This window comes from Microcoleus sp. AT9b-C3 (assembly GCF_036705485.1).
Taxonomy (GTDB): domain Bacteria; phylum Cyanobacteriota; class Cyanobacteriia; order Cyanobacteriales; family Microcoleaceae; genus Microcoleus.
On the sequence record NZ_JAUBUR010000034.1, the window covers coordinates 51,305 to 77,161 of the forward strand.

Below are 25,857 nucleotides of genomic sequence, written 5' to 3' on the forward strand. Positions count from 1 at the left end.
GCTTTCAGCAGTTAGCCGCCAGCAGACCGGGGGCACGGGGGCCGTCAGTTGTTGGCTAAATTGACCTTTTTATGCGTTAACAGGCTCCAAAATGCCAGATACCGGCATTTTTGAACTTTCCCCTATACTTGGGGGCGATCGGTTATAAGCAGACTGAAAGATTGTTGGCACAAGGGAAGGTATTTATTTTTAGGAGCAAGAAACAAGGTGTTTCTTAAAGTTAGAAGGTACAAGTTAGAAGGTAGAATTTTACCGTTTTTCCAGGGAGGGGTTTCATAGCTCTTTAATGTTGGCGAAGCTCGTTACGGCAAGGGTTATAATCGGCTTTACACTTGCGTTTTGTTCTAACTTTTCCTAAACTACCTCAATAACTTAACAACTTACCTCGCGAACAATCCGGATTTTCAAGATTTAGGTAACTTTTCCAGGTGACCAAATGTTACTCCCAGACAAACTGACATATTCTTTGGAAAAAGCTTTTTTGCTAACACATTGACCGTTAAATACAACTACATATCGCCCCTGCTCTCTTTTTTTCTGAATTTTTTAATCAGGGATTTTCGTTGCTGCTTGAAACTTAGTGGGGCAATCTGGATAGCGCCCCCCAATTTGAGACTATGATAGCTAGTCCATGTTTTCAGCAGTAACGGGAGAGTTTTGTGTGTTACTTGGGCGGGAAATGCTTTGTCCTTTAGACTCTTTTTGAGTGAACGATCGACAGGCAGAGCATTGGTTGGTTGACCTGAGAAAAAGTTTTGACCGTAGATATAGTTATCGCAGTTGTAAAGTTTGTTGGACAGCAAGGACAATCGATCGGCTTCTGGGTAAAACCTGTGATTGGGTTTAATGACTTGCCTTTCGACTAACTGCATAACTTGGATGTGTACTACCAGTTAGAGAAGATACACTATCTTGGTGATTGTGTCAATCTCTGAGCCTCTAAAAAAGGGGCCATCAATAACAGTAGATACATGACATCACAGAAAGACGAAGACTTACTTTCCAGCAGGAGTCGTTCACAGCAAACAAGTGGTTTAGGTTAGTTCAAGCCTCTAGATAGCGGCTGGGGAGTCAATCTTGAACCTCAAATCGACTGACTCTCAAGATAGGGAAGTTTTGTAAGATAGCAACCGCCCTGACGGTAAGAACGTTCTTAATTTTTGCAATTTAAGCGGTTGATTTCGCCTTCTTGCAGGACTTCTTTTTACCAGATCCGCTTCGTCGCTATCGCCTTCAACATCTGCTATACGATACCACCAGGGGGATCTAGTTCTAGCAAATTTATTTTTGAGCGGGATCGATACCTGGAAGTTATTTTTTTACCTTAGTAATCCACAACCCCTGTCTAATCAACAGTGCTGCAATTCGCTCTCGCCCATAGGTACAAAATTCCGGCTTATCCAGTTCAAAATCGCTTGATTTACTTGTTCCGGGCATTCATCCTGGGGACAGTGGCCCGCATTCTCTAATTCAACTAGCTCTACATATTGGGGATTGCATTCGACAAATTGGTGGGGTCGGGCGAACCGAGGGGGAATCATCCGGTCTTGTTTGCCCCAAATTAACAGCATGGGGATTGTTAAATTTCGCATCACCATCTTGACACTGGGGCAAAATTGTGAACTGCCTACAGCTTTGAATAAAGCGCAGAAGGCGCGGGCTGCTCCCCGATCGCCTGCTGGCCCTGCTAGAATTTCCACTAATTCGTCGGTAACAGCTTCGGGGTTGGAGTAGGCAAAGCCAACCCAGCGGCGGACAAAGGAAGGCTTGCGAGCCAAATAAAACAGAGGCCTCAGTACGATGGGAGAAACAAACAAACTTTCAACAGCTTCGATCGCCGGTAGCAGCCATCCGGGCACCGCCTCGGCTCGCACAGAGGGGTCTGGGAGGCTAATCATCACTGTGCCTGCCACCATTTCCGGGTGAGCCGCAGCCACAGCCAGACAAATCAACGAGCCGATCGAGTTTCCTGCCAAAACTACCGGCTCTCTGATAAAATTCACCCAAAAATCATAAACTTGATCGACCCACAAAGACACAGAGTAGTCGATCGGAGCTTTTTGGGAAGCGCCAAACCCTAACAAATCCAAGGCGTAAACCGTTTGGTTTTCGGCGAGTTGGGCAAGATTTTGTCGCCAGTGACCGATCGAAGCTCCAAACCCGTGCAGTAAAATAATCGGCGTTCCCGATGTGCGCGGGGCCATTGGTTCGGCCGCAGAATCTTGAAATTCCAGCGCCCCTTGATTTCGTACCCCGTCGGGCCGCAAATAAGTGTAGCGAGTTTGCCAGCCCCGCCACATCCAGTCTCGTTGAGTTCCCACCCGTTGGTGCCACAGCAGAGAATTTGTCAATTTTGCATCAGCTCGCAACATAAATTTACCAAAAATAATGGGTTTAAAGCCCCGTCCTTCTAGGACGGCTTTCTTTAATGGTGGTATACTTACGCTCGTTATGTCAGCGTAAGTATGCTTGTTTTTGAGGCAAAACTAGAGGGAGTTGCACAGCAGTACGAGCGGCTCGATGAAGCCATTCGTACTGCTCGCTTTGTCCGCAATAGCTGCCTTAGATACTGGTTGGACAACTTGGGGATTGGCAAGTACGAGTTGAGCGCCTATTGCGCTGTTCTCGCCGCATTGTTCCCGTTCGCCGGCAAACTTAACTCCCAAGCTCGACAAGCTTCGGCTTCGCGGGCTTGGAGTTCTATCGCTCGGTTTTATGACAACTGCAAAAAAAACAAGCCTGGGAAGAAAGGCTTCCCACGCTTTAAGAAGCATCAAACACATGGCTCTGTTGAATATAAAACAACGGGCTGGAAGTTGTCGTTCGATAGACGAACTATCACCTTCACTGATGGGTTTGAAGCAGGAAGCTTCAAGATGTGGGGAACTCGTGACCTTCACTTCTACCAGTTGAAGCAGATTAAGCGAGTGCGTGTTGTTCGTAGAGCTGATGGGTACTACGTTCAGTTTTGCCTTGACCAAGAACGGGTAGAGAAGAGAAAGCCAACGGGTAAGACTGTTGGACTGGATGTTGGATTGACTCACTTCTACACCGATTCGGACGGTCAGACAATCGAGAACCCCCGTCATCTGAGAAAGTCCGAGAAAGCGATAAAGCGTCTTAGTCGTAAACTTTCTCGCACGACCAAAGGGTCGAAAAACAGAGTCAAAGCGAGAAATCGCCTGAGTCGAAAGCACCTCAAGGTAAGTAGGCAGCGTAAAGATTTTGCCGTGAAGTTAGCAAGATGCGTCATCCAGTCTAACGACTTGGTTGCCTATGAGGACTTGCAGGTGCGTAACATGTTTAGAAACAGACAACTGTCAAAGTCTATATCTGATGCTGCGTGGTCGGCTTTCCGTCAATGGTTAGAATATTTTGGCAAGGTGTTTGGTGTGGTAACGGTTGCCGTACCACCGCACTACACTTCTCAAAACTGTTCCAACTGTGGGGAAGTCATCAAGAAGTCTTTGAGTCAAAGAACACATCGCTGTCACCATTGTGGTTTTGTAATAGACCGAGACTGGAATGCAGCAATTAACATACTTGAGTTAGCACTCCGTACCGTGGGGCACACGGGAACGTTAAACGCCTCTGAAGACATCGACCTCTGCATTGGTGAGGCAACTCCTCAATGTAAGCCGAGTCGTGGAAAGAGGAAGCCCAAGAAGTGATTCTTGGAATCCTGCGGTACGGCCGGGGAGGATGTCAAACTTGCTTATACCTATTCTACAAGGCAAATCAGGCGACTTGGGGGACTTGCCAGACCGGGGGAGATGGGGTGAGAAAATCCGTTTTACCTCATCCTTAAGCTTTTACCCGGAATTTTTGACGGTTTTGTCATCACTTTGACCTTCGGGCAGGCAATCGTGTGTGAAGTTAAAATAAAACTAGGCAGAAACTCAGCCAGACTGAGTAGAATAGCAAGTATTGTAAGAATTCATTTACGATCGTCCAAATATTCCCCAAGGCTTTAGCGGAGGGGAGACAGGGCGCGGTAGTACGTCCGGTGAGGGTAACACCTTACAAAACAGTTCGATCGTCAATCGTGAAATATTGACCGATCAAACCTGTAACTATCAAGAAGCTTCGCTATTAAACTACTGCTTGTAAAACAATTCATGCCTGTGATTGAAAGAAGACAAAATCGCAACCTACCCCAGATCAACGAAAATATTCGATACCCCAAAATCCGGGTAATCGATACCGACGGCGCGCAACTAGGGATATTGACGCCTGCAGAAGCGCTGCGCCTGGCAGAAGAAAAAGAACTCGATCTCGTACTTGTCAGCGACAAAGCTGACCCGCCCGTATGCCGGGTAATGGACTATGGGAAGTACAAATTTGAGCAGGAAAAGAAAGCGCGAGAAGCAAAGCGGAAGCAGCACACTGCCGATGTTAAAGAAGTGAAGATGCGCTACAAAATTGAAGAACACGACTACCAAGTGCGCCTCAAACTAGCAGACCGCTTTATCAAATCTGGGGACAAAGTAAAAGCCACGATCATGTTCAGAGGTCGGGAAATCCAACACAGCAACCTAGCAGAGGACTTGCTTAAGCGCATGGCCACAGATTTGCAGGAAATCGCAGAAGTGCAGCAAGCCCCCAAAAAAGAAGGACGCAGTATGATGATGCTGCTGTCGCCGAAGAAAGTATAAATAGATAGTCATTAGTAAGCAGTCATCAGTCATAAACTGGTGACTGAGAGCTGATGACTTCCGAAGTTAGTCAGGAATAAGCTACCACACAGGGAAATCAACGCTGCATGGAAAATTTTCAAATCAGCGGTTCGGCGGGAGTAAGACAGGGAGTGCTGCGATCGCTCAACCTGCGATCGGAAGAAGTAGAGCGAACCGTACTGATGTTCCTCGTCTACACTCTAACCTCTGTCGGACTGATCTGGCTGGAACTCAGCACAGTAGGTCTGTTTTTAGACGAGTACGGTGCCGACAAAATGCCCTTTATCTACATAGCCAGCGCCTTTATCGGTTCGGGCTTGGGATTTGTCTACTCGTGGCTGCAAAAAATCCTGCCGCTGAGGCGCACCGTCGTAGTGGTTCTGGGCATGATGTCGGTACCGCTATTTTTGTTTCGATTCGGAATTGGCTACGAAAATACTAAGATAGCTGGCATCAGCATCGCTTTTATTACTATTTTTTTGATGTGGCTGTGGGTGGAAGCTTGCTATGTCCTCAACGACCTTAATACTTCTATCACTTCCAACCAACTGTTTAATATTAGAGAAATCAAGCGCACCTATCCGCTAGTCAGCAGCGGCTATCTAGTAGCTGGAGTAGTCAGCGGATTTTCTCTGCCTGTTTTGCTGTACGTAGTCGGACTCAAAAACGTTACCCTCATATCGGGGCTGATGGTGGCGACAGGCTCGGTGTTGCTCTACTACCTCACGGAAAAATACAGCCAAGCATTCCCGGAAACGGCTCACTGGACGGATGACGACGAAGACGACGACCAAGAAGAATTTACCGCCCGCAAAGTTACAGGCCCGCTGCAAAAATACGCCGTACCTCTAGTCAGTTTCTTCATCCTCGCAGAAGTCGTCTACGTGCTGGTAGATTTCCAATTCTACAGCCAGTTAGAATACCAAAACCCGGAAGACGGAGCTAGCTGGATCGCTAGCTTCCTGGGCATTTATGAAGGCATACAAGGCCTGTTTCAAGTGGCGACTCAGTGGTTCGCTTCGAGCCGGTTGGTGGAAAGAATCGGTGTATTCGTGACGGCGATGATTTTGCCTGCGGGCATCGCTATACTCGGCGTGCTGACCATAGGAGCATCTCTGGGCCAGCTAGTATCTGTGTTTATCGGGCTGATATTGCTGAGATTTTTAGACGAACTGCTTCACTACACGCTTTTGGAAACCGTTAGCCCGGTTTTATTTCAACCGATTCCCGACAATATTCGATCGGGAATTCAAACTTTGGTCAACGGTGTGGGCGAACCTTTGTCCTGCGGAGCAACAGGAGTAGGCATCCTGATTATGTTGTGGGTGACAGGCAAGATACTCCCCCAGCAAGACGAAAATGTATTTCACGACCAGCAAAGCTTGATATTTATTGGCGCGATCGTAATATTGGCGCTGGTGTGGGTGTTTGTGGTCTGGCTGATCCGCTCTCAATACGTGGGTTTGTTAGTCAAAAGTGCGGAACGGGGACGCTTGGGCGTCACAGACGTTGACCTCAAAGCTCTCAAGCGCGCAGTGGTGGAAACTCTACAAAAGCCGGGGGGCGAAGATGAAAAGCGCTCTTGCATAGAACTCCTGACGCAAATTGACCCCAAAAATGTCGGAGAAGTTCTGGCTCCCCTCCTCGATTCGCTGTCCCCAGGTTTGCAGCGCCAGAGCTTGGAAACGATGCTGCAACACCCGAACCCGGCATATTTACAAGCTGTCCGCGCACTTTCGCAGCAATCCTTGCCGCCGGAGGTGCTGGCCTTGGCTTTGCGCTACATCTGGCTGACGGAAGCTGAACCAAATATTGAGAGCTTGCGGCCTTACTTGCAGCCGACGGTCGATCCGGTGGTGCGGGGTACGGCGGCTGCTTTAATTATGAGAAGGGGCGATCGCCAGCAAAAGGCAGAGGCTACTAATACGCTGCGGCAAATGCTGACACACAAGCAAGAGCGGGAACGTGTTATGGGGACGCGGGCTCTGGGAGAAGCTGATTATTTGCAAGGACTGCGGCTGCATATCCCCAATCTGTTGCAAGATGAATCTCTGCGAGTGCGCTGCGCTCTGTTAGACGTGATTTCGTCTACTCATTCGGAAGAATATTATCCTTCGCTGGTGCGCGGACTTGGTTACAAATCGACTAGGGAAGCGGCTTTGCAGGCTATAGTCAAACTTCACAACGACGCCATTCCTTTGCTCGTGTATTTGGCTGAGGATATCCACAAGTCAGATTTGGTCAGGTTGCAAGCTTGGACGGCTCTCGGTCAAATTGGGACTGCAGAGGCGATAGACATTTTGGTGAGCAATTTGATGACGGCTTGGGGAACGACGAGGCGCAATATCCTCCGCATCCTGTTGAAAATGCCTTCGGAAGCGGGGATAGAAGGGGTTCTAGACCGCATCGGCCGTAGTGGCTTGGAAACTCTTATCGAACAGGAGTTAATGTTTATCGGTCAAATTTATGCAGGTCTGGTAGATTTGTCTGGGGTAACAAGCTACGGCAATTTGTCGGGGGGTGCTAACAGCACTGGGGCACATGGGGGCGATACGGCTCAATTGTTGCAGCGGGCTCTGGCGGGGTTGGAAGCTGATGCTAGGGAGCGGTGTTTTTTGCTGATGAAGTTTCTTTATCCGCTGGACACGGTACAAGCCGCTGCTTTCAACATCGCTTCTGGTCAACCTTCTTTGGTTGCTAGGGGATTGGAAATTCTCGATAATACTGTGGATATAGCTAGGAAGCGATCGCTCATCAATTTGTTAGATCAACACTCGGAAAGAGAAAAATTGAGCAACCTGTCGGAATTGATGGTTTACAAACCTCTAGCCCCTAGCGATCGTTTGCGCCGCTTGCTAGAATTGCGCCACTTCCTTTCGGATTGGGCCTTGGCCTGCTGCTTTCACTTGGCGAGAGAAGCGCGCTGGAGTCTTACGGCTCAACAAACTCTCGTCTGTCTGCAGCACCCGACGGGTTTTGTCCGCGAAGCAGTGTTAGCCTATTTGAAAATAGCCTCGCCACGGGCTTTGGTCGAATTGTTGCCCAGGCTGCAAAATGACCCCGATAATTTGGTATCCGCTCAAGTTGAAGAGATGATGGCAGAGTTGGGTACTGGGGGAAAAAGGTAACATTAGTCAGTTGTCAGTTGGCAGTTGTTATTGTTAGTCAACAGTTAACCGTCAACTGTCAACCGTTTTTATTCCCCTTCTCCTTCCCCTTTTTAAGTTTAAATTAATCATTGCATCTCATTATGTTAACCAGCGTCGAACGCCTATTGTTTGTGAGGGAGGTTCCGATTTTTAAGGAACTGCGGGATGATTTTCTCGTGCGTCTAGCATCGGTAATGGATGAACTTTCGTTTCCTTCCAAGCACAGGATTTTTACGGAAGGACAAGAAGGTCGATCTCTCTATATTTTGGTATCGGGAACGGTGCGCGTGCATATAGGCGATCGGGATTTGGCACAGTTGAAAGCGGGGGCTTGTTTCGGGGAAATGTCGCTGTTTGATGCAGAACCTCGATCGGCTTCTATTTCTACTCTCGAACAATCCGAGTGTTTGATGCTGACTCAAATGCAGCTATACGATGCGATTGATGAAACGCCAGGAATTGCTGTGAATATTATTCGCTTGCTGTCGCGCCGGATTCGGGAGTTGAATCAAAAGTTGAATGCTAAAGAAGCCATGATGCCTCCTACAGAGACTGTGAGAGTTCCTGAAATGCGATGAAATTGGGGAAGTGGGAATTGTGTTTTTAGTCGATCGGTAATTCTGCACAATTGATATTCTGTAAACTATTTTCCACCGTCCAATGAGAACGAATCTCTTGGTTGTGTCGTTTAGCCTGAGCTTCTAAACTGCTCAGATAGAATTGAATTTCCGTAGTGGTTTCCTTCCAGGATTCTCTGTGCCGACTGACCATAACGACCGTGCTTAAACTGACCCGCTTCCGGGGGCGACAACGAGGCTAAAGTTGTTGCTTTATCAGCTTTATAGCTCTGTGCCCCCTCTGGTAAAATGATATCATTCCGGTGCAACCGGAATTGATATAAAATCCTCCGGTTTTACGCAAAGGTTCAGGGGTGCTTGTCACCCCCTGAAGAGTACACCTTACCCAGCCCAATAAGAAAGTCCGCCTGCGCGGACATCACTTGTGTAGGTCCCGACAGAAATTTGGCCAAGTCTTGAATGTCGGACGTTTGCAAAGCCTCAATTTCGGGCCAGCATCGCTTTTTGTCCTTCCGAAGAAGTTGTGTAGCCCAAGAAATCCTTAACTGCTTGGCTAGGAGGATTTTTGTAAGCGTAGTACAACTGCCGCTTGTAAGGATAGTTACCCGCATCCGGCGTCGCACTGTTGACTGGAACAACGCGCACCGTTTTCTGATTGATTACTTGAGCGAATGTGGCATAATCAATGCCGTTGTTGCCTAAAGCTTGCAGCAGGGGAGTTGTCGCATCTCGATCGAGCGTGGTAATATTTGGCGCCCTGCCAAACTCGCTACCTCCGAGCACTTGTTCTTTAAACGTTTGGTGAGTGCCGCTAACTGCCGGTCTGTTAATTACTTTAATCAGGCCCGCCAGGCCGCCGACTTTCGACCAGTCTTGAGTATTTCCCTTGAAGATATCTTGAACTTGAGCGGAGGTTAAACCTCCTTTAAACGGGTTGTTAATGCCGACTACAAGGGCGATGGTATCTAGGGCAACGGGCACCGCTGCCAAACCCTGACCTTGTTCTTGAGCCGTCAAAGGTCGCGATACCGCTGCAATATCGGCTGTTCCCGCGACCAAATCCTGAATTCCCTTGGCAGAACCATTTGCTTTGGCCTCGACTGTAGTGCCAGCAAACCTCCCTAGAAAGCCGTTCTTGAGGTTCTGATTGATTGTCACCATGCTGGTAGAACCGTCAATTCTCACGGCCGTGCCTGCAGGTACGGAAGCTGGAAGCGCAAAGGAAGTAGCTGCAACAGGGGAAGCACCGCTGACTACTGGCGCGACGGCAAGTGGGACGGCATCGCCTGCAGGTGTGGGAGTGGGGGATTGTTACTAACATCTTGGGATGCTTGTTTGTTGAGAAAAAAGAACCAACCGCCACCGGCGAGCAACAGAAATAACAGAATAAAAACTATGGGGGGAGGCCCGCTCTTAGCCATAAAATTGTCCTTAGCTGGGAAGTTCTTTGTTGTTGGAGCCCTCTAACATTTGCAGCCTCCGATTAACTTCATCGTCTAAGGTCATATTTTCTAATTCTGCCTGAAGTCTTTCTTGCGGGTTTTCAGATAGTTCTGCTAAAGCTTGCTGTTTGAGGTTGCGGCCGTGGACGGCGTTTTTGGCTTGCTCAAACTGCGATCGAGCTGAATCGATACTGAGGTCGTTGTTGACTTTGGATATTGCTCCGAGAGCTTCGTTAATCTCTGCCATATCTTTCATATTTTGCATATCAGTTTTGTAGGCTTCCAGCTTCATCCGCTCTCGATTTAGCTTGTCTTTGGAAGCGTTGACGTAATGTTCGGCTTGTTTTACTTGAGCTTCTAACTGCGGCAGAATTTGTTCTGTCTGAATTACTTTCGACATTGCCAAGCGGGCTGCTTCTTCGTTGCCGTTGCGCTTGGCTGTGATGGCTTGGCGCTCTACGGTTTGCATTTCCCTAACTTTTTCTTCATATTTCGTTTTGGCGCGCTGGTAGGCTGCAACTTGGGTGGAGACTGCTGCTGCTAGCTTTTGCACTGATTCTTGCATCGATCGCAACGACTCTTCGGCTACCGCCACCGACACCTGGCCGCCGGATTCTACGGGCAGTCCCCACATCCAATTCCAGACACCTACTATGGTTCTGCCTGCCTTGTCGCCCATCAACCAGTAAAGGACTTTTTTCATATAAATACCAGATAAGCTTGGTTTTTACGCCTAGTTTACATCAGGATTTGTCGATCGCCCCATCAGGTCGATCGATATCTACATTTTTGATAAAGATTTTCTAGCTGTCTGGATCGTCCATCGCCAATTTGCACAACAGCCAATATTCGGATTTGCCTGTTGTGCGATTCATTTTTGGGCAATCTTAGGGCCTGTTAACTCTCACTTTTATGGCCTGCGATTTCATCACAGGTTAAACATAGATTAAGCGGGCAAATCTGCAAAACTGCTAACATTTACCAGTGCTAAATCCGGGCAAGTCCGTTTGATCAAACCTGTGAGAACTTTGCCGGGGCCAATTTCCACTACCCGATCGATTCCTTGTTGTGGCAATTGCATAGAAATTTCTCGCCACCGCACGCCTTTGGTCATCTGCTGAGTCAACCGCTGCTTTAAAGTGGCTGCGCTGGTAGTGGCTGACGGTTCTGCGTTGGAGAGCACCAGCATTTTAGCATCGGAAAATCTTGCAGACTTTAAGGCTAGTTGAAACTCTGCCGCCACCCCGGCCATCAGAGGAGAGTGAAACGCACCAGAAACATTCAATTTAACGGCGCGTTTGACTTTGATTTTGGCAAGCAAATCTTCTACTGCTGCGGGCGTTCCAGAAATAACGACTTGTGCTTCGCTGTTGTCGTTTGCCAGCACTACGTCTCGGCTGTATTGAATTTGCAATTCTAGTTCCTGTCTGTCGAACCCGATCAAAGCCACCATTTGACCGCCGGAGGCAGTGTCCATGAGTTCGGCGCGGCGTTTGACTAAGCGCAATCCGGTTTCAAAGTCAAAGACGCCTGCTGCGTAGAGGGCAACATATTCTCCTAAACTGTGACCGGCAACTACCGCTGGCCGATCGCTTTTTTCTCGCACTAAGTCGGCCAAAATACTTTCTACTACGAACAAGCAAGGCTGAGTGTAGAGAGTCCGAGATAGTTTTGCTTCTTCTTTTTGGCAAACTTCCGGGACAGACCAGCCTAAAATTTCTTTAGCGAGCTCAAATTTGGCTTTGGCTGTTGGCAAGTTTAATAAGTCTGCACCCATCCCGATCGCCTGGGAACCTTGTCCGGGAAATACCCATGCTGTTTTAGTCATTTTTCCGGTAATCTGCTAATTGGTGGTTGCTAATTGGTGATTGCAAAAATTCTTTCTTTTCCGCTTCTAAGTTCGCTCGCTGGTATCCGCTATCTTTCGGTTAACGAACTATCTACTCGCGACTCACAATTATAACATCTAACTGTGATTTTTACCAGGTTTATTTTTTTTTGCTACTTGAATCTGATTAATAGCCTTAGCACAATTTTCAAGCTTCAAGCCGGGGAAAGTCGATCGAAGAATAGAGGATTTTCCATTTCAGCACGCGCTTGTCAATAACTGCTGTCGAGGTGGTGCACCGCTGCGAACCTTGTCCTATGTATGGCGTGTTAAAGGATTTGTATTTTACTCGATCGAACTCCCGACAATAACCGGAGCAAGTTTACAACCGGCCGCCAAATATTATCTTCCCCATTGAAAAATCGCCGCCCCCCAAGTCAAACCTGCACCGAAACCAGCAGCAGCAATAGTATCGCCCGCTTTAACTTTACCCAGACGCACGGCTTCGTCTAAGGCAAGGGGAATTGAAGCCGCTGAGGTATTGCCGTAATTCGCCAAATTGCTGATTACTTTTTCGGGGGGAATCTTTAGCCTTTGGGCAACTGCATCGAGAATTCGCTGATTGGCTTGATGTAACAACAGCCAGTCAATTTCAGCAGTGCTAATATTTGCACGAAACATAGCTTTTTCTATGACTTCCGGCACTTTTCTCACGGCAAAGCGATAGATTTCTTGACCATTCATTGTGATGGGATGAAATCCACCCACTGCGACGCTGACGCCCTCAATTAATTCTTTTGACTCGGCTTTGTAAGCCAAATTTAGAGACGAATTTTGTGTGCCGTCGCTGCGAATTTCAAATCCCAAAAAGCGATCGACTTCTGAGGCCTGCAATACCACCGCACCTGCACCGTCTCCAAAGAGAATGCAAGTACCCCGATCCGACCAATTCACCCAGCGAGACAAAATATCTGCTCCGATCAGCAAAACATTTTGATAAACCCCTGTCCGAATGAACTGCGAGGCTGTAACTAAACCAAAAACAAAGCCCGAACAAGCTGCTGTCAAATCAAAAGCCACTGCTTTTGTCGCGCCCAACTGATATTGAATTTTACTGGCAGTGCCAAACAAATCGTCAGGAGTTGAGGTGGCCAAAATAATCAAATCGATATCTGTCGGCGAAATTCCTGCCATTGCGATCGCCTGAAGCGATGCCTCCGACGCTAAATCGCACAAAGAAGTGCGATCGTCCGCCAGCCTGCGGGAACGAATGCCCGTCCGCGCCCCAATCCACTCGTCAGAAGTTTCTACTATCTGACTCAAACCGTTATTATCCAGCGAAACCTGCGGTGTACAAGAACCGCTACCTGTGACGGCAATGCCGAACCCTGATTGCTGCAACATTCCTCTCCATTTACTCGCTGTTCGATCGAGAAATTAAAAATTAAAAACTATCAATTAAAATTATTTTTTAAACTGCTGAAATTACTTTTTTTAAGCAAAACAGTGGGTTTAAGCTGACATTTTTAATTTTACATTTTTAATTTTTAATTCCTACTTACTGCCTCTAATTCACAGCTTCTTGTTCCAGAGCGCTTTGCTGATTGGACGATCGAATTCGCTCCAGCACTTGGTTGTCAATAGCCTCCTTCGCCAAACGAATGGCATTAAAAATCGAGCCAGCTTGAGACGAACCGTGGCTGATAATGCAAACTCCAGCAACGCCCAATAGCAAACCGCCGCCGTGTTCAACGTGGTCTACCCGCTGCTTAAATCCTTGCAAGCTTTTTTGCAGCAGAGGATCGTTAATTTGATGTTGGAGTCCTTTGACTAATTCTTCCTTCAGCACTTGCACCACGACTTCGCCCACCGCTTCGGCAAACTTCAACAACACATTGCCGACAAATCCGTCGCAGACAATCACGTCGAATTTCCCCGACAGCACGTCGCGGCCTTCGGCATTGCCCACAAAAGGAATGTTCGGATTGTCCACCAATAACTGGTGAGTCCGCACTGCCGCGTCGTTGCCTTTAGAAGGTTCTTCGCCAATGTTGAGCAGGCCGATTTTAGGTTCGGCGACGCCCAGCACGCACTGGCTGTAAATAGTTCCCATAAGAGCGAACTGCTCCAAAAATTTGGGGCGGCAGTCCACATTAGCGCCGACATCGAGAATAAGTACAGAGCTGCCTGGTACCATTGTCGGCAAAACCGCACCGATCGCAGGGCGATCGATTCCGGGGAGCCGCCCCAACCTCAGCAGGGCAGCCGCCATTGCCGCGCCGGAGTGACCGGCGGACACCACAGCATCAGCTTGCTGCTGCTTTACCAAGTTCATCGCTACGTTAATCGAAGCGTTGGGCTTGCGTTTGAGGGCACTCAAAGGTTCTTCGTGCATTTCCACCGCTCCTTCAGAAGGAACGATTTCTAGCTGACCTGTAGAGACGCGGCCGATCGCGTCTTGTTGCCGGAGCGAGTCTTCTATTTGCTGCGGGTCGCCCACCAGCAAAATCTCTACGCCTAATTCTTCTTGTGCCTTAAGCGCTCCAGCTACAACTTCGGCGGGGGCATGATCCCCACCCATAGCGTCTATTGCAATTCTTGCGCGTGTCGATCCCATTGACCAATGTTTGAGAAACACTAAAAATTCTACCAGGAAGTCAGGAGCGTGAATCCACAAGTCTGAATAAAGAACTAAAATCGGCTCGCTAGGGCGATCGGACAATTCTTATTTCCGACTACTCTGATAGAACTTGTTTTGTCACTACTTTACTATTTTTGACGGCATATTGAAAAAATCAATGAAATAGTTTACATGACCGCAAGCACTTTAGTCCGGGAACGCCGGATTCATCCGTGGAGCGAGAAAAAAGCTCCCCATCCCGATCACAAGCCCCCGGATTTATCAGTGGGAGCGCTTTCTTCAATTCTTTAATCTCAAATCTCAAATCGATTGACTTTAGGAGTAAAAAATGCTGGATTTATTTAGCTCAGGGATGATGTCTCTGTGGCTCGACATGGCTGGGGTAGGCACTGTCGCGCCTAATGCTGCCTCAGTGCTGGCTTGGCGGGGAGGGATACCCGGGTTAGTGGTGGCCGAAGATTTGGCTTTTGGGCGAATAAATGCGGCAAATCCAGACTTGCCCGCAGAAGCGACAGTGCGGGAATATTTAAAAGAGTTGAAAGACAAGAACTTGATTGAGGGCAATCAGGGAATTTGGGTGCAAGCGGGAATGGTGCCATTGGTAAGTAAGCAGGGGAAGACGCTGATGCCTGGGGCTTCGCTGACTAAGATTGCGACTTCTCTGGCGTCGCTGGAGACTTGGGGCGCGGATTATCAGTTTGAAACGCGGTTCCGAGCAACGGGGCCAATTAGCAATGGGGTATTGCAAGGGGATTTAGTGGTCAGCGGCGGGGGCGATCCGCTGTTTGTGTGGGAGGAGGCGATCGCCGTGGGCAATGCTCTCAATCAAATGGGTATCAATCGTGTGGCGGGAAATTTGGTGGTGACAGGCAATTTCCGCATGAATTACGAGTCCGATCCTTTGGTGGCGGGGGACATACTGCGGCAAGCCCTCGACGGGAGCAGTTGGCCACAGGATGTGGTGGCAATGTATTCTAAGATGGCTCCGGGAACTAGAAAGCCGCAAGTAACGGTGGCCGGCAGCGTCATTGCTGAGAAATTTGTGAGTTCGGGGCATTTGTTGCTGAAACGCCGATCGCTTCCTTTAGCCGAAATTCTCAAGCAGATGAACGTCCACAGCGATAATGACATGGCTCAGATGCTGGCCGACAATTTGGGCGGGGCAAAAATAGTGCAGCAGCAAGCGACTTGGGCTGCGGGGGTGCCGGAGGAGGAACTTCAATTAGTTAATGGTTCGGGACTGGGAGTGGAAAATCAGATGTCTCCGAGGGCGGCTTGTGGGATGCTGCAGGCGATCGCCCGCAACCTTCAGACGACTGGGCTGACAGTTGCTGACTTGTTTCCGGTGTCCGGGCGCGATAGAGGAACTTTGGAATACCGACACATTCCGCGATCGGCTGTGGTGAAAACTGGTACTTTGGACACTGTGATTGCTTTGGCTGGAGCCATACCGACGCGCGATCGGGGTTTAGTTTGGTTTGCAATTATTAATCGCGGCACCGATTGGGACTCTTTGAGAGCGCAGCAAGATATATTTTTGCAAAAATTGGTGCAGCAGTGGGGAACAGCATCGATTTTGCCACTAGCAATTACACCGCACATTGACGGCGCCAGACCTGCCTTGGGGGCAGCAAATCGTAGCGATATTTTGGTCGGAGGTTAAGAAATAGGGGTTGAGTTGGAGTTCGGGGAAGGAGCGCTGACAAAATAGCTTAGAATTGGAACAAGACTATTGTGCAAGAAGATGATCAAACTGCGATTGAAGAGATACGGGAAAAAACGCGAGACAAGCTACCGGATTGTAGCGATGAACAGTTCTACTCGCCGCGACGGCCGTCCCCTAGAAGAGCTCGGCTATTACAACCCCAGAAATAATGAAACCAGGCTGGATGTTCCAGCGATTGTCAAGCGCCTACAAGAAGGCGCTCAGCCAACTGACACCGTGCGTGACATCCTGAGAAAAGCCCATGTATTTGAACAAGTCGGAGCCGGAGCCAACGTTGAATCCAGCACAGCAACAGTCAGCTAGTCCCAACTATGCTGGACTGGTTAAGTTTTTAATTGGGCCTTTTTTAGAGACCCCAGGCTCTTTGCGGGTTGATTGCGAACTGCACCCGCGCCAATCGCGGGTCTGGGTTAGGCTTGCTTTTGAAGATCCCGACAAAGGCCGGGTGTACGGTAGGGGCGGACGCAATATTCAGGCAATTAGAACTACGCTCGAAGCGGTGGCGCAGACGGCGGGTCAGTCCCTCTACTTAGATATATACGATGGCGAAGCGGGCGAGCGTGGATCTGGCCCGCCCAGGGGCGATCGCGATCGTCCGGATCGCGACCGTCCAGATCGTGGCTCGCGGGAGCCGCGAGGCGACTTCCGACCCCGGACGCCACCTCCGGCGCCGAGTCCCTTAGCTAGCAGAACTCCGAGAGAACAACCTCGCCGTACTAACACACCTACGTTTAGAACGAGCAGAAATACTCCCGGTTATTAACTAACTGCAGAGCCCAGAAATAATTTTAGATTTTAGATTGCCTGTTGTAGACTTTGTATTACAAGCGCCGTTTAGTTTGAAATTGCCGGTTTTGCGATCGGAAACAAATGTAAAATTTTAAATTTCAAATGTCAGCGGCATCAGGTTAATCTAAAATCTAAAATTTCCAATCTAAAATCTAAAATTGCCTGACTTAATAGAAGGGAGATTTGATTTGTGCCTCAAGCACCAAACTCATTTGGGAGCTAAATCTAAAAGACGCCTTAGATACTAGGTAAAACCTAGTAACGGGCGTTTTTTTGTTTCCAAATAGTGACGGGTTGAACGTTTAGTTGTTAACTTTTAATTGCTTATTTGGAGGAGCTTATGTTGGCATGAATGAAAAACTAACAATAGAGTTACCGAGCATTCAAAGCGCAATGTCGCTGGCCGGTAATCAAGAAGAAAACCTGAAAATGATAGCTAAGCAAACCGGTGCTACCCTGGTAATGCGAGGGCAAGAACTGCTGATTTCCGGCACAAAAAGCCAAGTAGAATTGTGTCATAAATTAGTGCGATCGCTCTCCGACTATTGGAAATCCGGCAAAAATATTACCGGAGTTGAAATCCAGACGGCGCGCCAAGCTTTGGATAGCAACCGCCAAGGCGATTTACAAGACTTGCAGCGAGACGTTCTCGCCAGAACCCGCCGCGGCGAAGAAATTAGAGCCAAAACCTTCAAGCAGCGGCAATACGTCCAAGCAGTACGCACGCATGACCTGACATTTTGCATTGGCCCCGCTGGTACCGGCAAAACATTTCTAGCAGCTATTTTCGCCGTGCAAGCGCTATTAAGCAAGCAGTACGAACGGCTAATTTTAACCAGGCCGGCCGTGGAAGCTGGCGAAAAATTAGGGTTTTTGCCGGGAGATTTGCAGCAAAAAGTCGATCCATATTTGCGCCCGCTTTACGACGCCCTGCAAGAAATGATCGACCCTGAAAAAATGGCCGATTTAATGGAAAGAGGCTTGATCGAAGTAGCTCCTTTAGCTTATATGCGGGGGCGCACTCTCAGCAATGCTTTCGTAATTTTGGACGAAGCTCAAAATACGACGCCGGCTCAGATGAAAATGGTGTTGACTCGTCTGGGCTTTCGATCGAGAATGGTAGTAACGGGCGATATCACTCAAACAGATTTGCCGCCAAACCAACAGTCGGGATTGTCAGTCGCCCAAAACATTCTACGCAACGTTGAGGGCATTGCTTTCTGCGAATTCTCTCAGGCGGATGTGGTGCGACATCCTTTAGTGCAGCGGATTGTCGCTGCTTACGAACTGCACGAAACATGAAGGAATAAGGCCCTTCGACTTCGCGATCGGGTAAAAATAAGGAAGAAGGAAGGCTTTAGTTATCTGGGAGAGAAGGGAGAAGAAAAATTTATCCTGTTTTCTCTAATTCCTTTTCCTAATTCCTAACTTTCATTTGATTATCATCGATTTAATCCACAATCCACAATCCAAAATTGATATGACTGCGACTCTGAAAGAATTCTTGGAAGCTTGCGAACAGTTGGGAACGCTGCGTTTAATCGTGACTAGCAGCGCGGCGGTGCTGGAAGTGCGCGGTTCAATTCACAAGCTGTTTTATGCGGAGTTGCCGAAGGGAAAGTATGCCAATATGCACGCCGAAATATTTGAGTTTCACCTAAATATGGACAAAATAAAACAGGTGAAGTTTGAAACGGGTGAGGCGAAAAGAGGCAATTTCACTACTTATGCAATCCGTTTTCTGGACGAACAGAATGAGGCTGCTTTGAGCGCGTTTTTGCAGTGGGGAAAGCCGGGGGAATACGAACCAGGACAGGTGGAAAATTGGCACGAATTGAAGGAAAAATACGGGGAAGTTTGGGAACCCGCACCTGTTGAGGCGCTTTAAAACATAGGCTTTTCCACCTTTTAATTGCATATTGGGGCGGGTAGGATGCACAACCCCTACTCCCCACAAGCAGAATATTTATTTTTGTGCAACAGGCATCTTGCCTGTTTATGAAAATGGTATAAAATATGATGTTTAACGGATTTGTTGTCTAATTTTTGAATTAATGAACCGCAGAGGGCGCAGAAATCGCAGAGAAAAGAGAAAGAGAAATCTAAGGTGAGTTGTTTTAATGTAATTGGGTATGAAGGTAATTTGGGGTTTTTGCTTGGTTTTACTGGTGTTGCTGTGGGGTGGCGGGGCGAGGGCGGGGGTTTTGGGCGATCGCATATCAAGTTTTCCCAATTGGGAAAGCAAGCCTCCTATCGCTGTAGCTAAGGGAGATTTGGTATATCCAGACTGGATGGCGGGGGATTGGAATGTGGCTAGCACTTTGGAAGATTTAGCCGCTCCTTTAGCGCCAAATATTGTCACCCCAGGGTTTGAAAGCAACCGCCAGTATTTGCAGCAGCCAGTATTATTTAAAGTGCGATTTCACCCGGAAAAAAATATTGGGTTAATTTCTAATTATACATTTAAACAGGCTCAAAAGATTGTAGCAGATCGCACTTTTAACGGTTTGAATATTGCCAAGGCTTATTTAGGCGATAGTAGCGTAGTTTCGGTGAAAGTCGATCCGACCAATCCCAACCGCCAAATTACTGTGTTGAAAGGGGAACGCCAATTAATTTCAATTGTTACCAGTCGGGGAACTGAGACGCCGAATCCTCGCGAGTTTGTGTCTACAGAGATTTCTCAGCAGGTGTTTCGGGGAGAGTCTGATATTTATTTAAACGAGGTGGAGACAACAACGGCTTATCGAGTTGTTGGAGGCGAAGAAAATGGCGATGCTGCGAGTAAAAGAATTGAGGCCGATCAAGTGACGGCGATTTATTTGTCGCCGCAAGACCCGGATTATTTTGCTGCTGGCGGGCATCCTGTGGCTTTGTATCGATATCGGTTGGAGTTGGTGCGGGCATAATTAAGCTGTCATCTCGATCGACCTAGCAACGATCGACTTTTTTCGCCCCTGTCTCTCCTTACATCAGTTTTGCTAATAACCCTCATCAGTTTAACTGTCGCTATGTTGGGAGTTGCTGGTGTCTTCGGTGGTTCTTTGTTCTCTGCAATGCACGGTTCTTTGGTAACATCTTCCTTGTGACAGTGACGAGTGGTGGAATTGATGCGCTGGAAATCTATCGTCGGGTGGGTGTGCAGGAGGTTTGGTTTTGGGAGGATGGGGTAATTTCGGTTCATTGTTTGCGCTCTACGGGATATGAGTTGGTGAGTAAGAGCGAATTGTTGCCGGATTTGGATTTGCGATCGATCGAGTTTTATTCGCGGATGGCGGACCAATATGATGCGGTGAATGCTTTTATGCGATCGATGTAGAAGTTGAGAAGTGCGATTTAAAAAACTATGCTTTGCCCTCATATTTTGCCTTTACTGGAGTTTGTTTCCATGCAGTTTCGGTTCCTGATTTTGGTAGTTTTGCTGCTGCAATTTGGGCAAAAAGTAGTCACGTAGTTCACGTCAACTCACCGTGACTCCAACATTTCCTCAACTGTCAAGCCAATATCAATTGCAATCCGCTGAAGCAATCTAGGTGATATATCACGCCCTTTATGAAAAGGAACAGTAGTTCCTCGCCCATCTTCGTGGCGGAACTGCTTATGTGAGCCTTTTTGACGCACCTCTACAAAGTCAAGATTCTCTAGTATGCGGACTATTTCCTGTGGTTTCAGAACTGGGATATTGCTCATGTTTATCGGATCACAATCTGTTGTGTACCTATAAACTCAGTCTGAATGACCAGAGTATCATCTTCTAGGAGCATCTCAATTACCTCACGCAGATTCTCGTGTAACTCATCCAAGGTTTCTCCCTGGGAATGGGCCCCAGGAAATCCAGGAATATAACCAACGTAAAGCTTGGTATCAGAATCTTTTTCGATTATAGCGGTAAATGTTTTCATAAGATTCGCTTTCTATTCGTTAAATGTAAGAAATGTAATCTCTCATAGATTATATAATATTTCACCTGCACTGAATGTATGATTTGAATACGGGATTGAGAAAAAACATCGATCGCGCTCCTACTAACATTTTTTCCACTAAGCCTCGTCGGGCTAAGGATTGTATGGCTTGCCAAATTTCTGATTGGGATAATTCACTATCAGCAGGTTGTCGCGAAATATCTACAGCTTCATTTTGACGGGCTAACCAGTATAACGCCTTTTTTTCTGAGTCTGATAAACGCTCTAGATGAGATTCTAAAAGGGGCTCTAACTCACCTAAAAATAAATCTGCTGTTCCATCTGCTAAAAATAGGGAAACGCTACCGTTAAATAATTCCCAAATTGTAGCAGCGATGATATTTAGCCAGGAAGGATGTCCTTGGTAAAGGTCGATCAAGTCTGACCATTTTTCCTCATCTCCTAATTGTTTTTCTCGGAAAATTTCTGCTGCTTGTTCTCCTAACCCTTTGAGGTTTAAGGTTTGCGTCGAGAGGTTTACTGCTTCTAAAGCAGTAATTTCTCTGGGTTTTTCCCAACTGAGGAGAATTAAACAACTTTGATGAGAGGATGTGGCAATTTGTTTGAAAAATTTGCCATAATCTTCATAGCCTGCTAAATATTGACCAGCTAATTGACTGCTTTTAAAAATATTTTGTACGTCATCAAGGATTACTAAACAGCGAGAAGATCGAAAATAATCGATGACTGTGGGTAATGGGGGTTGTGGCGATCGCCCAAAAAATTGCTTGAGTTTGGTTTGGAGGGTTGAAAGTGTGGGTGTGTCAGCGAGAGTTAACCAAATAATATAATCAAATTCGCTTTGAGTTTGTTCGATGAGTTTGAGGGCGATCGCACTTTTGCCAATTCCGCTTAAGCCGTAGATGGTAATCAAGCGCGTGTGGGCTTGTAATGTCCATTGTTTGAGGGTGGAGAGTTCTGAGGTGCGATCGTAAAAGCTTGTTAATTCGGGTGCTTCTGTTAAATCGATTATGGGCGATCGGGCTTGATTTTGGGGAGAATCTGGGGGAAAGGGCGATCGGGTTTCTGTATTTTTTATATTTTGTATAAATTGACCACAAATCTTAATATCAATTTCTTGTAAGAAACTGTCACCCACTTGGGACGATTGAGAAATTTTATGTCTTTTTTCTAACTTAGAACGAAAAGTATATTTATTTAGGTCTTCTCCTAATTCTTCACCCAACTTTTCCCATAACTTAGCCGCTTCTTTTTTAACATGAGATTCACTGCAATGAAAATCTTTAGCGATTTGAGGATATTTTTGTCTTTGCCAAACACCCGTTAGTATTGCTTCCTGTAGGGGGGTGAGATTGTCTCCGGTGCGCTCAAAAATTAAGTTATCAGCCCATTGTACAACATCTTCAGCATTCATGGGTCAGGGTTGAGGGAGGTTTGGTGTACTATATTCTACCAAATCCTACTTTGTCAACTGGATTGTACCAAATTCTACTAAATTGGTTCTAGATGGTTAGAAAATGTGGGTACTAAATCCTACCATTTTAGGTTTTATATTTCCGCTAAATGTTGCAAACTATAAATGAGTACATACCCTAGGGTGCATCTGACGAAGTTATGGATGACACTTGTGTAAGTCCTGTAAATAGAAGCTCTACCCATCATGGAAGTTATTAAAAATTTTTACCAACCTTGGCTTGAAAAATGGATAAATCATCGTTTTCAAGCTATTATATTAATATGTTTATTGGTATGGACACCTATCCTAGTTGCGGGAACTTTGCAGGTGCAAAATTCCTGTAACCCTATGATTCATTCGTCTAATAATTTACTCCCCAAATATTGTCAAAATGAAGGTAATAATGGTACTCAAAAAGAAACTGATAAGAGTGGTAAAAAGGACGGGAATAAGATGCAAGAATTATTAGACTCTATCAAACAACATCCCGATCTTACGGGAGTAAGTATTGGAATTGGTTTTGCAACTGTCGCAACTATCGCTAATGCACCTTTAGTTGTTGTCGCAGGAATTAGCATTGCTTTGTGGTTAGCGATCAGAACAGCACTTTCTCCTTAGAAAGCTAAATCAAAGCCTTATATAACTTATTTACAATACCTTTATTTAAGGAGCGATTTACCAAAAATGGAACCTGTTTCTAATGAATCTCAACAATCTTCCCAACTCGCGAATAGTCCCTTAAATAGTGATTCGCAAGTTGTTCCTCCTCCTGCTACTGGGCAACTTCAGCAAAATTTAAATAGCCCAGAGCCCCCATCGTTATCACTAAGCTTTTTGGGATGGCAAATTTTAGCAGGTAAATGGGTTTTTCTGGGAATTGTAGTATTTGCTACTGCGTGTACATTTTTTATTTTCACTAAAGGAAGCCAATTTTGCTTATTCAGCATTTCTTGTACTACGGCCAGTGGTGATACGACAGCTACTAATTTTTTGGGATTTTTAGGGGGGGCAGCAACTATAATAATCCTCACTAATGTGCTTGGTGTCCCGCTCGTTCCTGCTGTTGCTGTGGCCATGGGAATTTGGTTATTGATGCAATTTTAACTTTATTACTGTGTGAACAATAAAATTATTTTTTTGCCAAATATGAATCTAGTTGAAGTTGATAATGTCTCGAAATCATTCTACAAAGGGTTTGGTGTCAATCAAATCCTTAAGGATATCAATCTAACGGTAAAGGAAAATGATTTTATTGTTTTGCGCGGTGAAAATGGAGTCGGCAAATCTACATTACTTAATTTAATTTTAGGCTTATCAAGACCTAGTACGGGACAGATTAAACTGATGGGAATTGCACCAAATAACTCTTCTTCTAAAATTTGCTTGGGGGTAGTTTTGCAAGACACCCAAGTTCCCCCAAAAGTCAAAGTTAAAGAATTAGTTGATCTCCTGCGAAGCTATTACCCCAACCCTCTTTCAAGGGAAGAGCTCATGAATAAAGTTAATCTCAAGTACAAGGAAGATGCTTGGGCGACTGATTTATCTGGGGGGCAAAAGCAGCGACTCTACTTTGCTCTCGCTTTGGCAGGAAATCCTCGGCTTCTCATCCTTGACGAGCCAACGAGGAACTTAGATGATAAAGGCTATGAAGAATTCTGGAAACAAATAAAACTTTGTCGCCAACAGGGAACCACCATTTTGATGGTGACAAACAATAAATCCGACTCGGATGAACTGGATACTTTAGCTACTCGGTACATTACCCTGCAAAAAATCTCTGAATCTTCGCACAAAAGCCAATTACTTGAAGAGTTTCGGATAGCTAAATCAGAACAAAAGTTAGAGCCTGTTTCCTTACTTGAAAGAGTCGTTAATAAATCAGAGCCTTTCAATCAAAACATTTTGGCAATTATCCAAAATCAGCTTTGGTTTGAAACACTACAATTGATTCGGACTCCCCTGTTTCTCCTTGCCACCCTCAGTTTAGTAGGTATTATACCCCTATTGCAAGTTATAGGTTGGACAGGAAATTCTGCAATACAGCCTATAATTTATATTTCTGGAATTAGCTTGTTTACAATTGTTATTGAGCGTCTGGGCAAACGAATTGCTCTTGAGCGCTCTGAAGGATGGCTGAAATTGTTGAGGACGACACCTTTACCCCCAATCGCATACATAATAGCAAAGATAGGGACATCCCTGTTACTTTGTACCATCAGTCTCATACTAATTTTTGGGCTCGCAAGCTGGCAACTGCAAATAACAGGCGATCCGAGTTTCTGGCTAGTTATCTTTCTCTGCCTAATTCTGGGTATTATCCCCTTCGCCATTCTTGGTCTAGCACTGGGATATTTGATCGACCCCAGGAGTGCTGATCCTATCCTTAACTTGTCAGTAGTAATTGTTGTTCCTCTAACCTGTGGAGCATTTCCAATTTATGAATCAAAAATTGTACAAAATTTGATGGTACTATCCCCATTTTACCATTATCGAGAGCTGGTATTTTGGGCAGCAAAATTGCCTTCTGATAATCAGATCTTTATACACTTGCTGTGGTTAATTTGGAGTTGGGGCGTATTTGGATTAATTGCTACTTGGTCATACCAGAGAGATCAAGCAATTCAGTAATTTGTTTATCATCAACACAAGTTAAAAAGGCGGCATCAGGCGACCTCTTTATTAATTGTCATATCGATATTATCAAGGACGGGCAAAGGGAGATTCATGGTAAGGCCAAGTAGAATCCAGTCTTCCAATACCTCTTGTAATTCTTCTGAAATACCATCCTACATCTTACAAATCGCCCTACCTGCTCACTGGCTCAAATCCCTGCACAAAAGTCATCCAGCGTGGTACTTTATCACCTGTAATATTTAGGATAGGAATGTTGAAGCTTCTGACATCGGGGCGACCGATTTCACCAGCCGAAAAAGTAATATTCGTAGGTTCCGACTTACCTAAACCATAGGCACTAGCTATTTGATTAGCAAGTCGGCAGGTTATTACAAAACTTCCCATATTAATCGTGCCACCCCCAGCCTCGTAATTCCATGTAAGACCGGGTGTTAAAGTCCCCTCCTGACACATAAAGTGAGTGACTTCAAACATTTTAGCAATGTGAACATCATATCGCCTTAAGCGTCCTCCATAGGCCGATACTCTGGTATCACTTTCTGGTACTACAATCGATCCAAATCCTTCGTCAAAACCAAGCTTCATCGGTAGTGCTGTGGAACTTGTGAGCGGTTGACTCGCTTGAGGTTGTACGCGAGTCGGTGACATCTGTATTGGTTGGACAAATTGACTATTAGCGCGAATAAAACAACCTTGCGCCGCACCAGCAGCGTAGCTTTTTCCTACAAAAAGCCAAGGTAAACCTCTGGTATCCCGGAAAGTAACACCAGCATTACCAGGAAAGCTTTCAAAACGCTGTCCCTGTTTTAAAACACCAACTACAGACCAATTAAAAACATCAAATGGAGTGCGGTTGTCAATACGCATAAATTCTTCAAAAGAAGAATTCATGCGACAATTTAACCCCTTTGGGTCTGAGTCTACTACTTCCCAATAAGTATAGCAATCCTAAATGATTTTCTGTGTGTAACTATATTGACGTATTTTGGGGAAATCAAATGTATGTTCGTTAGTA

General features: G+C 46.3%; 26 protein-coding genes. 15 read left to right on the plus strand and 11 right to left on the minus strand.

Features of this window, described 5'->3' with window-relative positions:
* Positions 1-1,349 precede the first annotated feature (1,349 nt).
* The gene (locus tag QUB77_RS24870; RefSeq protein WP_333178003.1) at positions 1,350-2,372 is read right to left on the minus strand and encodes an alpha/beta fold hydrolase; all 1,023 of its coding nucleotides are present in this window, start codon (positions 2,370-2,372) and stop codon (positions 1,350-1,352) included.
* A 93-nt stretch (positions 2,373-2,465) separates the two neighbouring features.
* Here QUB77_RS24870 and QUB77_RS24875 point away from each other — a divergent pair, with 93 nt between their 5' ends.
* The 4 genes from QUB77_RS24875 to QUB77_RS24890 all read left to right on the plus strand — a co-directional run bounded on the left by QUB77_RS24875 (position 2,466) and on the right by QUB77_RS24890 (position 8,403).
* The gene (locus QUB77_RS24875) at positions 2,466-3,671 is read left to right on the plus strand and encodes a transposase (protein ID WP_333178000.1); all 1,206 of its coding nucleotides are present in this window, start codon (positions 2,466-2,468) and stop codon (positions 3,669-3,671) included.
* A 447-nt stretch (positions 3,672-4,118) separates the two neighbouring features.
* The gene (infC, locus tag QUB77_RS24880) at positions 4,119-4,655 is read left to right on the plus strand and encodes a translation initiation factor IF-3 (RefSeq protein WP_006635262.1); all 537 of its coding nucleotides are present in this window, start codon (positions 4,119-4,121) and stop codon (positions 4,653-4,655) included.
* A 107-nt stretch (positions 4,656-4,762) separates the two neighbouring features.
* Positions 4,763-7,804 carry a HEAT repeat domain-containing protein gene (locus QUB77_RS24885; RefSeq protein WP_333177997.1) on the plus strand — a complete coding sequence of 1,014 codons (3,042 nt, stop codon included), beginning with the start codon at positions 4,763-4,765 and terminating at the stop codon, positions 7,802-7,804.
* 122 nt (positions 7,805-7,926) lie between these two features.
* Positions 7,927-8,403: a Crp/Fnr family transcriptional regulator gene (locus QUB77_RS24890; RefSeq protein WP_190660410.1), complete on the plus strand. Its 477-nt coding sequence runs from the start codon at positions 7,927-7,929 to the stop codon at positions 8,401-8,403.
* Positions 8,404-8,428: 25 nt separating this feature from the next.
* Here the strand turns inward: QUB77_RS24890 and QUB77_RS24895 are convergent, their stop codons facing one another.
* Both QUB77_RS24895 and QUB77_RS24900 read right to left on the minus strand, forming a co-directional pair.
* Positions 8,429-8,596, minus strand: a complete 168-nt coding sequence (locus tag QUB77_RS24895; RefSeq protein ID WP_333177994.1) for a hypothetical protein — start codon at positions 8,594-8,596, stop codon at positions 8,429-8,431.
* 287 nt (positions 8,597-8,883) lie between these two features.
* Entirely contained in the window at positions 8,884-9,564 is a 681-nt protein-coding gene (locus tag QUB77_RS24900) for a substrate-binding domain-containing protein (protein ID WP_333177992.1), read from the minus strand.
* Here QUB77_RS24900 and QUB77_RS24905 point away from each other — a divergent pair.
* Complete coding sequence (locus tag QUB77_RS24905) at positions 9,563-9,721, plus strand: hypothetical protein (protein ID WP_333296105.1); 159 nt, start codon at positions 9,563-9,565, stop codon at positions 9,719-9,721. The genes QUB77_RS24900 and QUB77_RS24905 overlap by 2 nt on opposite strands.
* A 113-nt stretch (positions 9,722-9,834) precedes the next feature.
* On the opposite strand, the gene QUB77_RS24910 is transcribed toward QUB77_RS24905, so the two are convergent.
* From QUB77_RS24910 to plsX, 4 genes are all read right to left on the minus strand, one after another.
* On the minus strand, positions 9,835-10,548 hold the full coding sequence (locus QUB77_RS24910; protein WP_333177987.1) for a PspA/IM30 family protein: 714 nt from the start codon (positions 10,546-10,548) through the stop codon (positions 9,835-9,837).
* 243 nt (positions 10,549-10,791) lie between these two features.
* Positions 10,792-11,673 (minus strand): ACP S-malonyltransferase, encoded by an 882-nt coding sequence (gene fabD / locus QUB77_RS24915; protein ID WP_333177985.1) that lies wholly within the window; start codon positions 11,671-11,673, stop codon positions 10,792-10,794.
* Positions 11,674-12,075: 402 nt separating this feature from the next.
* On the minus strand, positions 12,076-13,077 hold the full coding sequence (locus tag QUB77_RS24920; protein ID WP_333177982.1) for a beta-ketoacyl-ACP synthase III: 1,002 nt from the start codon (positions 13,075-13,077) through the stop codon (positions 12,076-12,078).
* Positions 13,078-13,240: 163 nt separating this feature from the next.
* The gene (gene plsX, locus QUB77_RS24925; protein ID WP_333178093.1) at positions 13,241-14,290 is read right to left on the minus strand and encodes a phosphate acyltransferase PlsX; all 1,050 of its coding nucleotides are present in this window, start codon (positions 14,288-14,290) and stop codon (positions 13,241-13,243) included.
* Between the two features lie 352 nt (positions 14,291-14,642).
* Here plsX and QUB77_RS24930 point away from each other — a divergent pair, with 352 nt between their 5' ends.
* The 7 genes from QUB77_RS24930 (at position 14,643) to QUB77_RS24960 (ending at position 20,148) form a co-directional block, all read left to right on the plus strand.
* The gene (locus QUB77_RS24930; RefSeq protein WP_333177980.1) at positions 14,643-15,977 is read left to right on the plus strand and encodes a D-alanyl-D-alanine carboxypeptidase; all 1,335 of its coding nucleotides are present in this window, start codon (positions 14,643-14,645) and stop codon (positions 15,975-15,977) included.
* A gap of 81 nt (positions 15,978-16,058) precedes the next feature.
* Positions 16,059-16,343, plus strand: coding sequence for a 30S ribosomal protein S16 (rpsP, locus tag QUB77_RS24935; RefSeq protein ID WP_006633724.1), 285 nt, complete (start codon positions 16,059-16,061; stop codon positions 16,341-16,343).
* On the plus strand, positions 16,282-16,803 hold the full coding sequence (locus QUB77_RS24940; protein WP_333177977.1) for a KH domain-containing protein: 522 nt from the start codon (positions 16,282-16,284) through the stop codon (positions 16,801-16,803). The genes rpsP and QUB77_RS24940 overlap by 62 nt, the downstream gene beginning before the upstream one ends.
* 374 nt (positions 16,804-17,177) lie before the next feature.
* The gene (locus tag QUB77_RS24945; protein WP_333177974.1) at positions 17,178-18,131 is read left to right on the plus strand and encodes a PhoH family protein; all 954 of its coding nucleotides are present in this window, start codon (positions 17,178-17,180) and stop codon (positions 18,129-18,131) included.
* 178 nt (positions 18,132-18,309) lie between these two features.
* Entirely contained in the window at positions 18,310-18,717 is a 408-nt protein-coding gene (locus tag QUB77_RS24950) for a ChuX/HutX family heme-like substrate-binding protein (protein WP_333039443.1), read from the plus strand.
* Positions 18,718-18,961: 244 nt separating this feature from the next.
* The gene (locus QUB77_RS24955) at positions 18,962-19,738 is read left to right on the plus strand and encodes a DUF6816 family protein (RefSeq protein WP_333177971.1); all 777 of its coding nucleotides are present in this window, start codon (positions 18,962-18,964) and stop codon (positions 19,736-19,738) included.
* Positions 19,739-19,914: 176 nt separating this feature from the next.
* Positions 19,915-20,148: a hypothetical protein gene (locus tag QUB77_RS24960; RefSeq protein WP_333177969.1), complete on the plus strand. Its 234-nt coding sequence runs from the start codon at positions 19,915-19,917 to the stop codon at positions 20,146-20,148.
* Between the two features lie 146 nt (positions 20,149-20,294).
* On the opposite strand, the gene QUB77_RS24965 is transcribed toward QUB77_RS24960, so the two are convergent.
* The 3 genes from QUB77_RS24965 to QUB77_RS24975 form a co-directional block, all read right to left on the minus strand.
* Positions 20,295-20,519 carry a type II toxin-antitoxin system HicA family toxin gene (locus tag QUB77_RS24965; protein WP_293133325.1) on the minus strand — a complete coding sequence of 75 codons (225 nt, stop codon included), beginning with the start codon at positions 20,517-20,519 and terminating at the stop codon, positions 20,295-20,297.
* 2 nt (positions 20,520-20,521) lie between these two features.
* Positions 20,522-20,731: a type II toxin-antitoxin system HicB family antitoxin gene (locus tag QUB77_RS24970; RefSeq protein WP_293133322.1), complete on the minus strand. Its 210-nt coding sequence runs from the start codon at positions 20,729-20,731 to the stop codon at positions 20,522-20,524.
* 61 nt (positions 20,732-20,792) lie between these two features.
* Positions 20,793-22,166: an ATP-binding protein gene (locus tag QUB77_RS24975; protein WP_333177965.1), complete on the minus strand. Its 1,374-nt coding sequence runs from the start codon at positions 22,164-22,166 to the stop codon at positions 20,793-20,795.
* Between the two features lie 246 nt (positions 22,167-22,412).
* Between QUB77_RS24975 and QUB77_RS24980 the strand changes: the two genes are divergently transcribed.
* The 3 genes from QUB77_RS24980 (at position 22,413) to QUB77_RS24990 (ending at position 24,836) form a co-directional block, all read left to right on the plus strand.
* On the plus strand, positions 22,413-22,826 hold the full coding sequence (locus tag QUB77_RS24980; protein ID WP_333177963.1) for a hypothetical protein: 414 nt from the start codon (positions 22,413-22,415) through the stop codon (positions 22,824-22,826).
* Positions 22,827-22,892: 66 nt separating this feature from the next.
* The gene (locus tag QUB77_RS24985) at positions 22,893-23,312 is read left to right on the plus strand and encodes a hypothetical protein (protein ID WP_333177960.1); all 420 of its coding nucleotides are present in this window, start codon (positions 22,893-22,895) and stop codon (positions 23,310-23,312) included.
* A 42-nt stretch (positions 23,313-23,354) separates the two neighbouring features.
* A complete protein-coding gene (locus QUB77_RS24990) occupies positions 23,355-24,836 on the plus strand; it encodes an ABC transporter ATP-binding protein/permease (RefSeq protein ID WP_333177957.1) in 1,482 nt (493 codons plus the stop codon).
* A 177-nt stretch (positions 24,837-25,013) separates the two neighbouring features.
* Here the strand turns inward: QUB77_RS24990 and QUB77_RS24995 are convergent, their stop codons facing one another.
* The gene (locus QUB77_RS24995; protein ID WP_333177954.1) at positions 25,014-25,733 is read right to left on the minus strand and encodes a hypothetical protein; all 720 of its coding nucleotides are present in this window, start codon (positions 25,731-25,733) and stop codon (positions 25,014-25,016) included.
* Positions 25,734-25,857: the final 124 nt, after the last annotated feature.

What these genes read in the sequence shown, in the direction of transcription:
- QUB77_RS24870 (WP_333178003.1), bottom strand. Translation starts at nt 2,372, where the DNA reads ATGTTGCGAGCTGATGCAAAATTGACAAATTCTCTGCTGTGGCACCAA.
- QUB77_RS24875 (WP_333178000.1), top strand. Translation starts at nt 2,466, where the DNA reads ATGCTTGTTTTTGAGGCAAAACTAGAGGGAGTTGCACAGCAGTACGAG.
- infC (WP_006635262.1), top strand. Translation starts at nt 4,119, where the DNA reads ATGCCTGTGATTGAAAGAAGACAAAATCGCAACCTACCCCAGATCAAC.
- QUB77_RS24885 (WP_333177997.1), top strand. Translation starts at nt 4,763, where the DNA reads ATGGAAAATTTTCAAATCAGCGGTTCGGCGGGAGTAAGACAGGGAGTG.
- QUB77_RS24890 (WP_190660410.1), top strand. Translation starts at nt 7,927, where the DNA reads ATGTTAACCAGCGTCGAACGCCTATTGTTTGTGAGGGAGGTTCCGATT.
- QUB77_RS24895 (WP_333177994.1), bottom strand. Translation starts at nt 8,596, where the DNA reads ATGGTCAGTCGGCACAGAGAATCCTGGAAGGAAACCACTACGGAAATT.
- QUB77_RS24905 (WP_333296105.1), top strand. Translation starts at nt 9,563, where the DNA reads ATGCTGGTAGAACCGTCAATTCTCACGGCCGTGCCTGCAGGTACGGAA.
- QUB77_RS24900 (WP_333177992.1), bottom strand. Translation starts at nt 9,564, where the DNA reads ATGGTGACAATCAATCAGAACCTCAAGAACGGCTTTCTAGGGAGGTTT.
- QUB77_RS24910 (WP_333177987.1), bottom strand. Translation starts at nt 10,548, where the DNA reads ATGAAAAAAGTCCTTTACTGGTTGATGGGCGACAAGGCAGGCAGAACC.
- fabD (WP_333177985.1), bottom strand. Translation starts at nt 11,673, where the DNA reads ATGACTAAAACAGCATGGGTATTTCCCGGACAAGGTTCCCAGGCGATC.
- QUB77_RS24920 (WP_333177982.1), bottom strand. Translation starts at nt 13,077, where the DNA reads ATGTTGCAGCAATCAGGGTTCGGCATTGCCGTCACAGGTAGCGGTTCT.
- plsX (WP_333178093.1), bottom strand. Translation starts at nt 14,290, where the DNA reads ATGGGATCGACACGCGCAAGAATTGCAATAGACGCTATGGGTGGGGAT.
- QUB77_RS24930 (WP_333177980.1), top strand. Translation starts at nt 14,643, where the DNA reads ATGCTGGATTTATTTAGCTCAGGGATGATGTCTCTGTGGCTCGACATG.
- rpsP (WP_006633724.1), top strand. Translation starts at nt 16,059, where the DNA reads ATGATCAAACTGCGATTGAAGAGATACGGGAAAAAACGCGAGACAAGC.
- QUB77_RS24940 (WP_333177977.1), top strand. Translation starts at nt 16,282, where the DNA reads ATGTATTTGAACAAGTCGGAGCCGGAGCCAACGTTGAATCCAGCACAG.
- QUB77_RS24945 (WP_333177974.1), top strand. Translation starts at nt 17,178, where the DNA reads ATGAATGAAAAACTAACAATAGAGTTACCGAGCATTCAAAGCGCAATG.
- QUB77_RS24950 (WP_333039443.1), top strand. Translation starts at nt 18,310, where the DNA reads ATGACTGCGACTCTGAAAGAATTCTTGGAAGCTTGCGAACAGTTGGGA.
- QUB77_RS24955 (WP_333177971.1), top strand. Translation starts at nt 18,962, where the DNA reads ATGAAGGTAATTTGGGGTTTTTGCTTGGTTTTACTGGTGTTGCTGTGG.
- QUB77_RS24965 (WP_293133325.1), bottom strand. Translation starts at nt 20,519, where the DNA reads ATGAGCAATATCCCAGTTCTGAAACCACAGGAAATAGTCCGCATACTA.
- QUB77_RS24970 (WP_293133322.1), bottom strand. Translation starts at nt 20,731, where the DNA reads ATGAAAACATTTACCGCTATAATCGAAAAAGATTCTGATACCAAGCTT.
- QUB77_RS24975 (WP_333177965.1), bottom strand. Translation starts at nt 22,166, where the DNA reads ATGAATGCTGAAGATGTTGTACAATGGGCTGATAACTTAATTTTTGAG.
- QUB77_RS24980 (WP_333177963.1), top strand. Translation starts at nt 22,413, where the DNA reads ATGGAAGTTATTAAAAATTTTTACCAACCTTGGCTTGAAAAATGGATA.
- QUB77_RS24985 (WP_333177960.1), top strand. Translation starts at nt 22,893, where the DNA reads ATGGAACCTGTTTCTAATGAATCTCAACAATCTTCCCAACTCGCGAAT.
- QUB77_RS24990 (WP_333177957.1), top strand. Translation starts at nt 23,355, where the DNA reads ATGAATCTAGTTGAAGTTGATAATGTCTCGAAATCATTCTACAAAGGG.
- QUB77_RS24995 (WP_333177954.1), bottom strand. Translation starts at nt 25,733, where the DNA reads ATGAATTCTTCTTTTGAAGAATTTATGCGTATTGACAACCGCACTCCA.